This is a genomic window from Microbacterium sp. NPDC003461, assembly GCF_053588335.1.
This window is the reverse complement of the sequence record NZ_JBSFPT010000005.1, coordinates 25,656-38,658: the sequence shown is the minus strand read 5'-3', so window position 1 is coordinate 38,658 and position 13,003 is coordinate 25,656. Positions and strand designations below refer to the sequence as shown.

12 protein-coding genes are annotated in these 13,003 nt (G+C 72.4%); 8 read left to right on the top strand and 4 right to left on the bottom strand.

Annotated elements, in window-relative coordinates; all coding sequences use genetic code 11:
* Positions 1–5 precede the first annotated feature (5 nt).
* Positions 6–131 (bottom strand): hypothetical protein, encoded by a 126-nt coding sequence (locus ACWDR7_RS03840; RefSeq protein ID WP_449853609.1) that lies wholly within the window; start codon positions 129–131, stop codon positions 6–8.
* 260 nt (positions 132–391) lie between these two features.
* On the opposite strand from ACWDR7_RS03840, the gene ACWDR7_RS03835 reads away from it, so the two are divergent.
* The 4 genes from ACWDR7_RS03835 to nhaA all read left to right on the top strand — a co-directional run bounded on the left by ACWDR7_RS03835 (position 392) and on the right by nhaA (position 6,752).
* The gene (locus tag ACWDR7_RS03835) at positions 392–985 is read left to right on the top strand and encodes a 50S ribosomal protein L25/general stress protein Ctc (RefSeq protein ID WP_449853608.1); all 594 of its coding nucleotides are present in this window, start codon (positions 392–394) and stop codon (positions 983–985) included.
* Positions 986–1,056: 71 nt separating this feature from the next.
* Positions 1,057–1,644: an aminoacyl-tRNA hydrolase gene (gene pth, locus ACWDR7_RS03830; RefSeq protein ID WP_449853607.1), complete on the top strand. Its 588-nt coding sequence runs from the start codon at positions 1,057–1,059 to the stop codon at positions 1,642–1,644.
* A 196-nt stretch (positions 1,645–1,840) separates the two neighbouring features.
* A complete protein-coding gene (mfd, locus tag ACWDR7_RS03825; protein WP_449853606.1) occupies positions 1,841–5,455 on the top strand; it encodes a transcription-repair coupling factor in 3,615 nt (1,204 codons plus the stop codon).
* 79 nt (positions 5,456–5,534) lie between these two features.
* Positions 5,535–6,752: a Na+/H+ antiporter NhaA gene (nhaA, locus tag ACWDR7_RS03820; RefSeq protein ID WP_449853605.1), complete on the top strand. Its 1,218-nt coding sequence runs from the start codon at positions 5,535–5,537 to the stop codon at positions 6,750–6,752.
* A 21-nt stretch (positions 6,753–6,773) separates the two neighbouring features.
* Here nhaA and ACWDR7_RS03815 read toward each other — a convergent pair whose 3' ends face one another.
* A complete protein-coding gene (locus ACWDR7_RS03815) occupies positions 6,774–7,406 on the bottom strand; it encodes a MazG family protein (RefSeq protein WP_449853655.1) in 633 nt (210 codons plus the stop codon).
* A 160-nt stretch (positions 7,407–7,566) separates the two neighbouring features.
* Here ACWDR7_RS03815 and hisS point away from each other — a divergent pair, with 160 nt between their 5' ends.
* Positions 7,567–8,844 (top strand): histidine--tRNA ligase, encoded by a 1,278-nt coding sequence (hisS, locus tag ACWDR7_RS03810; RefSeq protein ID WP_449853604.1) that lies wholly within the window; start codon positions 7,567–7,569, stop codon positions 8,842–8,844.
* 25 nt (positions 8,845–8,869) lie between these two features.
* Here hisS and ACWDR7_RS03805 read toward each other — a convergent pair whose 3' ends face one another.
* On the bottom strand, positions 8,870–9,172 hold the full coding sequence (locus ACWDR7_RS03805; protein WP_449853603.1) for an NUDIX domain-containing protein: 303 nt from the start codon (positions 9,170–9,172) through the stop codon (positions 8,870–8,872).
* 175 nt (positions 9,173–9,347) lie between these two features.
* A complete protein-coding gene (gene chrA / locus ACWDR7_RS03800; RefSeq protein ID WP_449853602.1) occupies positions 9,348–10,544 on the bottom strand; it encodes a chromate efflux transporter in 1,197 nt (398 codons plus the stop codon).
* An 85-nt stretch (positions 10,545–10,629) separates the two neighbouring features.
* Here chrA and ACWDR7_RS03795 point away from each other — a divergent pair, with 85 nt between their 5' ends.
* Genes ACWDR7_RS03795 through ACWDR7_RS03785 form a run of 3 tightly spaced genes read left to right on the top strand, consistent with a single transcriptional unit; the run spans position 10,630 to position 12,997 of the window.
* Positions 10,630–11,007 carry a GntR family transcriptional regulator gene (locus tag ACWDR7_RS03795; RefSeq protein WP_449853601.1) on the top strand — a complete coding sequence of 126 codons (378 nt, stop codon included), beginning with the start codon at positions 10,630–10,632 and terminating at the stop codon, positions 11,005–11,007.
* Positions 11,004–12,065 (top strand): DUF1648 domain-containing protein, encoded by a 1,062-nt coding sequence (locus ACWDR7_RS03790; protein WP_449853600.1) that lies wholly within the window; start codon positions 11,004–11,006, stop codon positions 12,063–12,065. Before ACWDR7_RS03795 ends, ACWDR7_RS03790 begins: the two co-directional genes overlap by 4 nt.
* Positions 12,062–12,997, top strand: a complete 936-nt coding sequence (locus ACWDR7_RS03785; RefSeq protein WP_449853599.1) for a CPBP family intramembrane glutamic endopeptidase — start codon at positions 12,062–12,064, stop codon at positions 12,995–12,997. The genes ACWDR7_RS03790 and ACWDR7_RS03785 overlap by 4 nt, the downstream gene beginning before the upstream one ends.
* Positions 12,998–13,003 lie beyond the last annotated feature (6 nt).

Below are 13,003 nucleotides of genomic sequence, written 5' to 3'. Positions count from 1 at the left end.
GGCGATCAGTCCTTGCGGTAGCCGGAGCGGCCGAGGGAGAAGAACGCGCCGACGATCGTGACGGCGGCGACGACGGACACGCCGCCGATGACCCAGGTGATGACGTGCGACCAAGCGGCAGCGTCGAGCATGCGGTGACTCCTTCGCGGAACGGACGCCCCGACCAGGGGCGCCCCCTCAGGCTATCGGCTCCGCGAGCGCGATTGCCGTTCCGGAGGCCGGTTCGGGTAGCATGGAGGCACCTCGGCGAGGGATCTTCGTGCGCGTGCGCTCCGGAGTCCGTGATCGACGCGGTGATGCGGGCCTCGTGGCTCTCCTCACGCGTCGCGTTCGAGTCGAGAAAGCAGACCACCACGGCCACCGCATCGCCGTGTGCATGAGGAGAACATCAATGTCCGAGAACGCCACCCTGACCGCCGAGACCCGCACGGAGTTCGGCAAGGGCTTCGCCCGCCGCCTGCGCGCCGCCGGCAAGATCCCCGCCGTCGTCTACGGCCACGGCGCCGAGCCGATCCACGTCGCCCTGCCGGGCCACGAGACGGCGCTGATCGTCCGCCAGGCGAACGCGCTCATCGACCTCACGGTCGACGGGACCCAGCACCTCGTCCTCGTGAAGGACGTGCAGCGCGACCCGGTGCGCCAGATCATCGAGCACGTCGACCTCATCGTCGTGCAGCAGGGCGAGAAGATCCAGGTCGACGTTCCGATCGTCATCACCGGCGAGACCTTTCCCGGCACGATCCACACGCTCGAGACGGCATCGCTGACCGTCGAGGTGGAGGCCACGCACATCCCGGAGCACATCGAGGTCTCGGTCGAGGGTCTCGAGGACGGTTCGCACATCACGGCCGCCGACGTCACGCTGCCGCAGGGCGCCAGCCTCGCGACCGATGGCGAGACGCTCGTCGTCGCCGTCTCGACGCCGCGCGGCGAGGTCGCCGACGAGGCCGAGGCGGCCGAGGGCGCCGAGGAGTCGGGCGAGTAATTCCGATCCTGCCGGAAGGGGGTGCGACGATTCTGTCGCACCCCCTTCCGCTGTCCACTGGAGGATGACGCATGGCCGAGACGTGGCTGGTCGTCGGGCTCGGCAACCCCGGCCCGCGCTATGAGCTGACCCGGCACAACGTCGGCCAGCTCGTCGTCGACGAGCTCGCCGACCGCATGAGCGCGTCGTTCACGCAGCAGAGGCAGGCGAACGCGCGCGTGGCGGAGGGGCGCCTGCGCATCGGCGGTCCCAAGCTCATCGCGGCCAAGCCAAACTCGTTCATGAACGTGTCGGGCGGGCCCGTCTCGTCGCTCGCGAAGTTCTTCAAGATCGATCCGGATCGGGTCATCGTCGTCCACGACGAGCTCGACATCCCCTTCGACACCATCCGCCTGAAGTCCGGCGGCGGGCACGGCGGCCACAACGGCGTGCGCGATGTGGCGAAGGCCCTGGACACGCCGGACTTCGCCCGGGTGCGGGTGGGCATCGGTCGCCCGCCCGGCCGGCAGGATCCCGCGGACTGGGTGCTCGATCCCTTCGGCGTCGCCGAGCGCAAGACGCTGCCGATCCTCATCGCCGATGCCGCCGATGCCGTGGAGCTGATCGTGGAGCAGGGCCTCGTCGCGGCCCAGCAGAAGGTCCACGCCCCCAAGCCCTGACGCGACGGCGGGGTGTTGCGGTGGTCGCTTCATCTCCGCGGCTTCGCCGCTGAAGTTCAGCAACCGTGGGGCGCGACCACGCAGCAGCCGCCGCGCAACCGGTCACTGTGCGAGCGAAGCACGCGAGCGGCGCCCGCGCAGCGGGTGCCCGAGCGCGCGCAGATCCAATAAAAGAGCGCCCCGGTAGACTTGATCGGTGACTGTGCACGGGATCTCGCGCGCCCTCGACCGCTCCGAGTCCTTCCGCGACGCGGTCGCGAACGCCGGCGTCGATGCCGACTTCTCGCTCGTCGACGGGCTCGACGCCCCGGCACTCGCGGCGCTCCTCGCACGCCGTGCCGCCTCCGGCCGGCCCGGCGCTCTGCTGGCCATCGCGCCGACCGGGCGCCGCGCCGATGCGCTGGGCGCGGCCCTGCAGTCGTTCGTGCCCGAGGCGACGGTCCTGAGCTTCCCCGCGTGGGAGACCCTGCCGCACGAGCGCCTGAGCCCGAGCGCCGAGACCGTGGGCCGGCGGCTCGCGACGCTGCGCGCGCTGGCCGCGTGGGACGGCTCCTCGCCCGTCGTCGTCACCGCCTCCGTGCGCGCCGCGGTGCAGCCGCTCGCGGCCGGTCTGGCCGACGTCGAGCCGATCGTGCTCGCGACGGGCGAGCGCGGGCACGACCTCGACGAGATCGTCGCGGCGCTCGTCGAACGTGCGTACACGCGCGTCGACATGGTCTCGCGCCGCGGCGAGTTCGCGGTGCGCGGCGGCATCCTCGACGTGTTCCCGCCCGTCGCGGAGCACCCGTATCGCATCGAGCTGTTCGGCGACGAGGTCGACCAGATCCGCGCGTTCTCGGTGGCCGACCAGCGGTCGCTGCCCGGCGACGTCGCCCGGGTCGAGCTCGTGCCGAGCCGCGAGCTGCTGCTCACCGACGAGATCCGCGAGCGCGCCCGTTCGCTGCAGGGGAGCCTGCCCGGCATCGCCCAGCTGCTGGAGCGCATGGCGGAGGGCATTCCGACGGAGGGCATGGAGTCCCTCACGCCGGTGGTGGCGGGCCCGCTCGTCTCGCTCGCGAGCTATCTGCCCCCGGGCGCCGCCGTGGCGCTCGTCGATCCGGAGCGCGCGGTCACGCGCGCGCTGTCGCTCGCCGAGACGAACCGCGAGTTCCTCGAGGCTGCCTGGAACGCCGCGACGAGCGGCGCGAGCGCGCCGGTCGACCTCGCCAGCGGCGACTTCCTCACGATCCGGCGGCTGCGCGAGGACGTGCGCGACGGCGGCGGCGTGTGGTGGACGCTCAGCCCGTTCGACTCGGGCGCGGCCGACATCGCGGCGGAGCTCGCCGAGGCCGGCGAGGACCACGAGGCCGCCGAGGGCACGCGGATCCGCGGCTCGATCGTGCCGTCGTTCCACGGCAATGTCGACGGCGCGACCGAGCACATCGCCGCGCGCGTGCGCGAGGGCTGGGCCGTCGTCGTCGTGGCGGAGGGCGCGGGCCTGATCGAGCGGGCCAGGGACGTGCTCTCGGAGCGCGGGATCGCGGCACGCGTCGTCGAGAGGCTGGACGAGACGCCCGAGTCGGGGCTCGTCACGCTCGTGCGCGGCGCGATCGAGCAGGGGTTCGAATCGGACGAGGCGCGGCTGGCCGTCCTCAGCGAGAACGAGTTCTACGGCCGCACGATCGGCGGCACGAACCGCGGTCCCAAGAAGCTCGCGAGCCGGCGCCGCAACGTCGTCGACCCGCTGCAGCTCAAGCCCGGCGACTTCGTCGTCCACTCCACCCACGGCATCGGCCGCTTCGTGGAGATGACCAAGCGCCAGGTCTCCAGCGGCGGCCGCAACGCCGTCAAGACCGAGCGCGACTACCTCGTGCTCGAGTACGCACCGTCCAAGCGTGGCTACCCCGGCGACAAGCTGTTCGTGCCGACGGATCAGCTCGACCTGCTCTCGAAGTACGTGGGCGGCGAGAGCCCGCAGCTGTCGAAGATGGGCGGCAGCGACTGGTCGCAGGCCAAGAGCAGGGCGCGCAGGGCGGTGCGCGACATCGCCGTCGAGCTCGTCAAGCTCTACTCGGCCCGCATGGCGGCGAAGGGCCACGCGTTCGGCCCCGACACGCCGTGGCAGCGGGAGCTGGAGGAGGCGTTCCCGTTCGCGGAGACGCCCGATCAGCTGCAGACCATCGACGAGATCAAGCGCGACATGGAGCGCCCGGTCCCGATGGACCGCCTGCTGTCGGGCGACGTGGGCTTCGGCAAGACCGAGGTCGCCGTGCGCGCCGCGTTCAAGGCGATCCAGGACGGCAAGCAGGTCGCCATGCTCGTGCCGACCACGCTGCTGGTCAAGCAGCACCTCGAGACGTTCGCCGAGCGCTTCGCCGGCTTCCCCGTCAAGGTCAGGGCGCTCAGCCGCTTCCAGACCGACAAGGAGGCGCGCGAGACGATCCAGGGCCTCCTCGACGGATCGGTCGACATGGTGATCGGAACCCACCGGATCCTCACCGAGGGCGTGACCTTCAAGGACCTCGGCCTGCTGATCGTCGACGAGGAGCAGCGCTTCGGCGTCGAGCACAAGGACGCCCTCAAGAAGCTCAAGACCAACGTCGACATCCTGTCGATGAGCGCGACGCCCATCCCGCGCACCCTCGAGATGGCGGTGACGGGCATCCGCGAGATGTCGACGCTGGCGACGCCGCCCGAGGACAGGCACCCGATCCTGTCGTACGTCGGCCCGCGCAACGACAAGCAGCTGACCGCCGCCATCCGCCGCGAGCTGCTGCGCGAGGGCCAGGTGTTCTACGTGCACAACCGGGTGCAGTCGATCAACTCCGTCGCGGCCCACCTGGCCGAGCTCGTACCCGAGGCCCGCATAGCCGTGGCGCACGGCAAGATGGGCGAACACCAGCTGGAGCAGGTCGTCGACGACTTCTGGGAGCGCAAGTTCGACGTGCTCGTGTGCACGACGATCATCGAGACCGGCATCGACATCGCCAACGCGAACACGATCATCATCGACCGCGCCGACAAGTACGGCCTCGCCCAGCTGCACCAGCTGCGCGGCCGCGTGGGGCGCGGGCGCGAGCGCGCGTACGCGTACTTCGTGTACGACGAGAACAAGCCGCTCAGCGAGACGGCGGCCGACCGACTGCAGACCATCGCGGTGCACAACGACCTCGGATCGGGCACGCAGGTGGCCATGAAGGACCTCGAGCTGCGCGGCGCCGGCAACCTGCTGGGCGCCGAGCAGGCGGGCCACATCGCCGGCGTCGGCTTCGACCTGTACCTGCGCATGATCGGCGAGGCGGTCGCGACGTTCCGTGGCGAGGAGACCGAGGGGCCGACCGAGCTGCGGCTCGAGCTGCCCGTGGACGCGCGCATCCCCGAGTCGTACATCGACAGCGAGCGCCTGCGCCTCGAGGCGTACCAGAAGCTCTCGGCCGCCGCCGCCGTGACGGCACCGGACGACGCGATCGACCTCGTCGTCGAGGAGCTGACGGACCGCTACGGCGAGCCGCCGGCCGAGGTGCAGGGGCTCGTGCGCGTGGCGCGCCTGCGTCGCCGCGCGGCGCAGGCCGGGCTGGCCGACGTCGTCGCGATGGGCAAGAATCTGCGCATCGCACCGGCGAACCTCGCGGACTCGATGAAGGTGCGCGTGCAGCGGCTGTATCCCGGGGCGAAGATCCTGTCCGGGGGAGAGGCGATGGTCGTGCCCCTGCCCACCCGGATCGAGCCGGGCGACGACGTGGCGCTCATCGGCTGGGTCGCCCAGCTGCTCGACGCGCTCTTCCCGGTGCCTGACAGGGCCCCGACTGGCTCGACCACGACCGCCGGGTAGGGTGGAACGTGGTGTGCCGGGAAGTCTGGTCGGCGTCGCGCGCGGTCAGCGCGCGGCTCCGTCACCCCGAAAGGACCTGATGAAGCTCCTCCGTTCCGAGCGTTTCCCGGCCTTCCTCCTGCTCGGCGCCGCGGCGCTGGGCCTGATCGTGGCCAACCTCCCCTTCGGCGGCGCCGTGATCGAGGCCAGCCACGCGCACCTGGCGGTCCCCGGCACCGGCCTCGACCTGTCGATCTCCCACTGGGTGAGCGACTTCCTGCTCGCCATCTTCTTCTTCGGCGTCGCCGTCGAGCTGCAGTACGAGCTCACGAAGGGCCAGCTCAACAGCGCCCGCAAGGCCATCCAGCCCGCGATCGCCGCGGCGGGCGGCGTGCTCGTGCCGATCGGCGTCTACCTGCTCTTCGCCGCGGGCGACCCCGCCACCCGCGACGGCTGGCCCGTGCCGACCGCCACCGACATCGCCTTCGCCCTCGGCGTGCTCGCCATGTTCGGCCGGGGCCTTCCCTCGAAGGTCCGCGTGTTCCTGCTGGCGCTCGCGATCATCGACGACATCGTCGGCATCCTCTTCATCGCCGTCCTGTTCGCCCACGACATCGACTTCGGCAGCCTCGCCATCGGCATCCTGTTCGTCGTGGCCTTCGCGGTGCTGAGCCGGTTCCGCAACGACCGCAACACCGTCGTCCTCACGATCGCGATGGTCGTGCTCGGGCTCGCGGCGTGGGCGTTCGTGTACCTCGGCGGCATCCACGCGACGATCGCCGGCGTCATGCTGGGACTCGCGATCCGTCAGGACGAGGGCATGCACGCGCGCCACGCGCTCGAGCCCTGGATCAACGGGCTGATCCTTCCGATCTTCGCCTTCTTCGCGGCCCTCGTCGCAATCCCGCAGGTGTCGCCGTCCGAGCTGTCTCCGGCGCTGTGGGGAATCCTCGTGGCGCTGCCCGTCGGCAAGCTCATCGGCATCGGGCTGTTCGGATGGATCGCGGTGCGGATCCGCCCCAAGGGCGAGCCCGTCTCGATCGCGTTCCCGGACATCCTCGCCGCCGCGGCCCTGGGAGGCATCGGATTCACGGTGTCGCTGCTGATGGCGAACCTGGCGTTCGCGGACGACGCGCTGCTGCGGGACGAGGCGATCCTCGGCGTGCTCGGCGGGTCGGTCATCTCCTTGGCGATGGCGGCCGTGCTCGTATCGATGCGCGCGCGTCACCACCGCCGGCTGCAGGCCGAGGGGCTCGAGGAGCCCGCGCCGGAGCGCGGCGAGCCCGACCCGCACGAGCTCAGGGGCCAGCTGGACTGACGCCCGATCCGCGCCGCCGGGCTACTCGGCGGCGCGGATCTCGTCGGCCAGGGCGCGGGCGCGGCCGCGCAGCGCGCGCTCAGCATCCCAGCCGCGGGTGCGGGCGAGGGCGACGAGCCCGAGCAGCGTGTCGCCGAGCTCCTCCTCGCTCGCGGGCAGGGCCTCGACGCCCTCGGCCTGCTCGATGGCCTCGGCCGCGGCGATGTCCTCGAGCAGCTCGGCGCCCACGCCGACCTGCGCGCCCTTGCCGAGCAGCTTCTGCGCGAGGGCGAGCGACGGCATCCCTGCGGCCACGCCGTCGAGCACCGACGTTCGGTCGCGCTTCTCGGCCGCCTTGGCCGCGTTCCACAGCTCGAGCACGCGCTCGGGCGTCTCGGCCGTCTCGTCGCCGAACACGTGCGGGTGGCGGCGGATCATCTTCTCGTTCAGCCCGCGGGCGACGTCGTCGATGTCGAAGGGGTCATCGTCGCGCGAGGCGAGCTCCGCGTGGAACAGCACCTGCCACAGCAGGTCGCCCAGCTCCTCGCGCATCTCCGCGCGGTCGCCGCGCTCGACGGCGTCGACGAGCTCCGCCGACTCCTCGATGAGGTACGGCACGAGCTCCTCGTGCGTCATCCGCTGCGTCCACACGCACCGCTCCCGCACCTGCCGCATGGTGTCGGCCGTCCGCTTCAGCTCATCCCCGAATCCGCTCACCCGTCCATCCTCGCTCCTGAGTCCTCAAGTCTGTGTCGAGTCCGGCCGTTCGGACGCGCGGATTCGGCACAGACTTGCGGATTTGTGAGCGATCCGGACCTGAGAGAATGGTCGGGCTATGGCTTCTGTGAATGCGCCGCGCGGGATGCGCGACTTCCTCCCCGCCGACAAGGCCCGTCGCGAGCGCGTGCTCGCCGTCATCCGCGAGCGCTACGGTGCGCACGGGTTCGACGAGATCGAGACGCCCGTCGTCGAGGAGTACGGGCGCCTGCACGCCGGGATCGGCGGCGACAACGAGAAGCTCGCGTTCAACATCCTGCGCCGCGGGCTCGACGGCGACGCCATCCGGGCGGCGGCCGACGACCCTGCCGCACTGACCGACCTCGGCCTGCGGTACGACCTCACGGTGCCGCTGGCCCGGTTCTACGCGACGAACCGCGCGGAGCTGCCGAGCGTGTTCCGCTCGATCCAGATCGCCCCGGTGTGGCGCGCCGAGCGGCCGCAGAAGGGCCGCTACCGCCAGTTCCTGCAGTGCGACATCGACATCATCGGCGACGACACCGCGCGCGCCGAGGCCGAGCTCATCGTCGCGTCGCTCGACACGCTCGACGCGCTGCGTCTGGAGGGCGCGACGGTGCGGATCAACGACCGCCGCGCGCTCGACGCCATGCTCGACGTCTTCGGCTTCGTCGCGGAGGAGCGCCCCGGCGTGCTCATCACGATCGACAAGCTCGACAAGATCGGCCCCGCCGGCGTCACCGCCGAGCTGCGCGAGCGCGGCGCGACGCCCGAGGCCGTCGACGCGTTCGAGGCGTTCCTCGGCCGCGCGCCCGGCGCGCAGGCCGCGTTCGGCCAGGACGCGATCCGCGCCGCCCTGCCCGAGGGTGTGCCGGACGAGGTGATCGCGCACCTCGTGGGCATCGGCGAGGCCGTCGCCGCCGCGCGCGGGGGAGTGCCTCCCCTCGTGTTCGATCCGTTCCTCGTCCGCGGCATGGGCTACTACACCGGCACGATCTTCGAGCTCGCCCACCCGTCGGTGACCTACTCGCTCGGCGGCGGCGGCCGCTACGACGGCATGATCGGCCGCTTCCTCGGCCAGGATGTGCCGGCGGTCGGCTTCTCGATCGGGTTCGAGCGGATCGTCGACCTCGTCGCGCTCGCCGACCCGGATGCCGCCCCCGCCGTCGTGCTCGTGCACGACAGGGACGTGCCGGTCGCCGAGCTCGTCGCTCTCAAGACGGCGCTCGTCGCCGAGGGGTCGCGCGTGCGCCTCGAGCGGCGCACGAAGAACCTCAAGGGCCTGCTCGCGCGCGCCGAGGCCGACGGCTACACGGCCTTCGCGTCGGTCGCCGCCGGGGCGACGCGCGCCGAGCTCGAGCTCAAGCCGCTCGGCTGAGCGCCCCGCCCGGCCCGCGGGCGGGTCAGAAGCCGACGGGCGTCACCGGGTCGAGGGATCCGGTGCGCAGTCGATCCAGCACGATCCGCTCGTGCGGGACGACGGGATCGGGCAGCGCGGCGAGCGGGAACCACCGCAGGTCGGCGGCCTTGTCCTCCTGCAGTGCCGGGTCGCCGCTCCAGCGGTCGCAGGCGAAGAAGAAATCGACGCGCTCGTCGATCGCCGCGCCGTTGCCCGTGCGGTGCTCGACGGTGAGGAACTGCAGATCGGCGGGATCGACCGCGACCCCCAACTCCTCGAGCGCCTCGCGCGCGGCCGCCTCGAGCACCGACTCGCCCCGTTCGACGTGCCCGGCGGCCCCGCGGCCCAGTGACCGTCGTAGTAGCCGGTGCCCTCGCGCAGCTGCAGCAGGACCTCGTCGGCGCGGCGGAGGAAGACGTAGGCGGCGGGGATCACCGTGAAGCGGCCGTGCGCGGCGGCGTAGGCCTCGGAGTAGCGCTCGGTCACGGCAGCACCCCGATGAGCACGCCGCCGGCCGCGCCGACGATCACCACGGCCCACGGCGGCAGCCGGAAGGCGACGAGCAGCACGAAGCACACGAGCGCCAGCGTGAAGGCGGCCGGATCGGTGACGGCGGTGGTGAAGACCGGATCGTAGAGCGCGGCGGCGAGGATGCCCACGACGGCGGCGTTCGCGCCGTTCATGAGGCCCTGGCCGTTCGCGCTGCCGCGCAGCGCGGCCCAGAACGGCAGGGCCGCGACCAGCAGCAGGAAGCCGGGCAGGAACACCGCCAGCAGCGCGACGAGAGCGCCGAGGCCACCGCCGGCGCCGTTGTCGCTCACGGCGCCGAGGAAGGCGGCGAAGGTGAACAGCGGGCCCGGCATGGCCTGGGCCACGCCGTAGCCGGCGAGGAACTCCTCCGGCGAGACCCATCCGGTCGTCACGACCTCGCCCTCCAGCAGCGGGAGCACGACGTGCCCGCCGCCGAACACGAGGGCGCCGGCGCGGTAGAACGCATCCGCGAGGGAGACCGCCGGATCGCCGGCGATCGCGGCGATCGGCAGGCCGACGAGCAGGACGAGGAACACCGCGAGCGCGATGAGCCCCGCCGTGCGCGAGACGGGAACGCGCAGCCGGTTCGCCGGTGAAATCTCCGCGGGGCGGCACAGCAGCAGGCCCACGACGGCGCCCAGGGCGATCGCGGTGACCTGGCCGGTGGCGCCCGCCGCCAGCAGCGCGATGCCGGCGGCGCCGGCGGCGATCGCCGCCCGCGTGCGATCCGGGGTGAGCGTGCGCGCCATGCCCCACACCGCCTGGGCCACGATCGCGACCGCCACGATCTTGAGACCGTCCAGCAGGCCCTCGCCGACGGGCCCGCGGAACAGCGCCGCACCGAAGGCGAAGGCGACCATGAGCAGCGCCGAGGGGAGCGTGAAGGCGACGAACGCGGCCAGCGCGCCCAGCGGCCCGGCCCGCAGCAGCCCGACCGCGAAGCCCACCTGGCTCGATGCCGGGCCGGGCAGGAACTGGCACAGCGCGACGAGGTCGGCGTACGACCGGTCGTCGAGCCAGCGCCGCCGCTCGACGAACTCGGCGCGGAAGAACCCGAGATGTGCCACGGGGCCGCCGAACGACGTCACTCCGAGCTTGAGGAACGCCCGACCGACCTCCCACCAGGACCCCCGCGCGATCGTCTCCACGCGGGGGAGTGTATCGGGGCGAGATGGCCGGGCCGCTTTGACTGCATTGTTCTATTGCAACTAGAATAAGCGCGAGGAGGCCGCCATGCTGCTGAGGATCGACCCGACGCGCGACGAGCCCGTGTACGCCCAGCTCGCCGCGTCGATCCGCGCGGACATCGCGGCCGGCCGCGTGACCGCGGGCGAGCGGCTCCCGTCCGCCAAGGACGTCGCCGCCTCGCTCGACGTCAACCTGCACACGGTGCTGCACGCCTACCAGGTGCTGCGCGACGAGGGACTCGTCTCGATGCGGCCGGGCAGGGGAGCGATCGTGGCCGAGCGCGGTGCCGCCGTCGCCGTGCTGCTGCCGCACATCACGCGGCTCGCCGCCCGCGCGGACGAGCTGGGCATCGACCGCGACACCCTCGCCTCGCTCGTGCGCGAGGCGGGCCGCCACGACCACGAGAAGGAGGGGGCATCATGACAGCGACGCTCACGAGGAAGGCCGCGAGGCGCCGCTACGCGATCATCGCGATCGGCATCCCGCTGGCCGTGTTCCTCGTCCTGATGACCGTCCAGTTCGCCCTGCTGCCGCAGTTGCCCGATCCGGTCGCCTCGCACTGGGGTCTGTCGGGGGAGCCGGACGGGTTCAGTGCGCCGTGGCTGCTGCCGCTGGTCACGGGCGGAACCGGGTTCGTCGTGACGCTGCTCGTGGCGCTGACGCCCTACCTCGCCGACGCCGCACCGGACCAGCTCGTCCGCGGCGGCCCGATGAGCTACCGGCTGCTCGCCGCGATCGTGTGGGCCGAGACCGGCTTCCTCGGCAGCCTTATGCTCGCGACGTTCGTCCCGCAGATCGGGATCGACGACGCCCGCGACGCGACGCTGCCCGGCTGGTGGGCGCTCGTCGGGCTCGCCGTCGGGGCGCTCCTCGCGCTCGCGGCGTGGCGCGTCGTCGTGGAGCCGCCGCGCACCGACGCCGCGCCGCAGGAGCCCTCGCCCCTCGCGCTCGGCGAGGCCGAGCACGCCGTCTGGCTCAAGACGGTGTCGATGAGCCGGACGGGCCTGATCCTCGTCTGGAGCCTGATCGTGGCCGCCCTGGCCGCCACCGTCACCGTGGCGTGGGCGCAGATCGGCGGCGAGGCCGATGCGGGAATCCTCATCGCCGTCGCGGTGCTCGTCCTCCTCGCCGTCCTCGTCGCCACGAACACGGTCTTCCGCGTGCGGATCGACGACGCGGGGCTCGAGGTGCGCTCGGCCCTGGGCTGGCCGCGCGTGCGGATCCCGCGCGAGCGCATCCGCTCCGCCACCGTCGTGCAGGTCAACCCGATGGGCGAGTACGGCGGCTGGGGATGGCGGTACAGCGTCAACGCGGGCTGGGGCGTCATCCTGCGCACGGGGGAGGCGATCCGGGTGCGGCGCACCGACGGGCGGGCCTTCACGGTCACGGTCGACGACGCCGAGACCGGCGCCGCCCTCCTGAACGGACTCATCGCCCGCGAGGGCGCGAACGGCGACGCATCGAGGGAGACGGACCGATGACCACGCAGGAGGCCCCGCAGGCGCGCGTGCCGTGGAACGCGGTCGCGCTGTTCACCGCCCTCGTGCTGCTGCTCGCGTGGGCGGTGGCCATGCCGCTGTGGATCGGCGACCTCGCGTCCCAGCCGATCGCCACCGTGTTCGTGTCGGCGATGATGTGGACGCCGGCGCTCGCGACCCTCATCGTCGTGCTCGTCATGAAGGTGCCGCGCCGCGACGTGTGGCGCTTCCTCGGCGTGTGGCCCCTGCGGCCCGTCGGCCGCACGATCGGCTTCGCCGTCGCGGCGCTGCTGGGTCCCATCGTCATCACGCTGCTCGTCGTCGCGGTGTCGGCCTGGTTCGGGCTCGTCGAGCTCGACCTCGCGCACTTCTCGGGCTTCGCGGAGCAGCTGGCCGCCGCCGGCGTGGATCCGTCGGCGCTGCCGCTCGGCACGGTCGTGCTGACGCAGCTGATCGCCGTGCCGTTCGCCGCCGTGATCCCCAACGCGCTCCTCGCCTTCGGGGAGGAGATCGGCTGGCGCGGCTGGCTGCTCGCCGCGCTGCGGCCCTGGGGCACCTGGCCGGCGCTGCTCTTCAGCGGCGTGATCTGGGGGCTGTGGCACGCGCCCGTCACGCTGCTGGGACACAACTTCGGCCGCACCGACGCCACGGGCGTGCTGCTCATGATCGGCGGCTGCGTGGCGTGGGGCGTGCTGCTGGGGTGGACGCGCCTGCGCACGGGATCGATCTGGCCGGCCGTCTTCGCCCACGGTGCGATGAACGCCGTCGGCGGCATCGTCGTCGTGCTCGCCGCCGCGGGACAGCGGATCGACTTGGCCGTGGTCGGGCCGCTCGGCGTCGTCGCGTGGGTCGTCATCGCCGCCATCGTCGTCGCGATGGTGCTGGCGGGCGCGTTCCGCGAGGAGCGCCTTCCGGTGGAGCCCGCCGGGGCTTGACCGTGC

Bases quoted from the DNA above. Each gene is read 5' to 3' on its own strand.
- hisS (WP_449853604.1), top strand. From the start codon at position 7,567: ATGGCTTCTGTGAATGCGCCGCGCGGGATGCGCGACTTCCTCCCCGCC.
- ACWDR7_RS03840 (WP_449853609.1), bottom strand. From the start codon at position 131: ATGCTCGACGCTGCCGCTTGGTCGCACGTCATCACCTGGGTCATCGGC.
- nhaA (WP_449853605.1), top strand. From the start codon at position 5,535: ATGAAGCTCCTCCGTTCCGAGCGTTTCCCGGCCTTCCTCCTGCTCGGC.
- ACWDR7_RS03790 (WP_449853600.1), top strand. From the start codon at position 11,004: ATGACAGCGACGCTCACGAGGAAGGCCGCGAGGCGCCGCTACGCGATC.
- ACWDR7_RS03815 (WP_449853655.1), bottom strand. From the start codon at position 7,406: ATGCGGCAGGTGCGGGAGCGGTGCGTGTGGACGCAGCGGATGACGCAC.
- ACWDR7_RS03795 (WP_449853601.1), top strand. From the start codon at position 10,630: ATGCTGCTGAGGATCGACCCGACGCGCGACGAGCCCGTGTACGCCCAG.
- pth (WP_449853607.1), top strand. From the start codon at position 1,057: ATGGCCGAGACGTGGCTGGTCGTCGGGCTCGGCAACCCCGGCCCGCGC.
- ACWDR7_RS03785 (WP_449853599.1), top strand. From the start codon at position 12,062: ATGACCACGCAGGAGGCCCCGCAGGCGCGCGTGCCGTGGAACGCGGTC.
- ACWDR7_RS03835 (WP_449853608.1), top strand. From the start codon at position 392: ATGTCCGAGAACGCCACCCTGACCGCCGAGACCCGCACGGAGTTCGGC.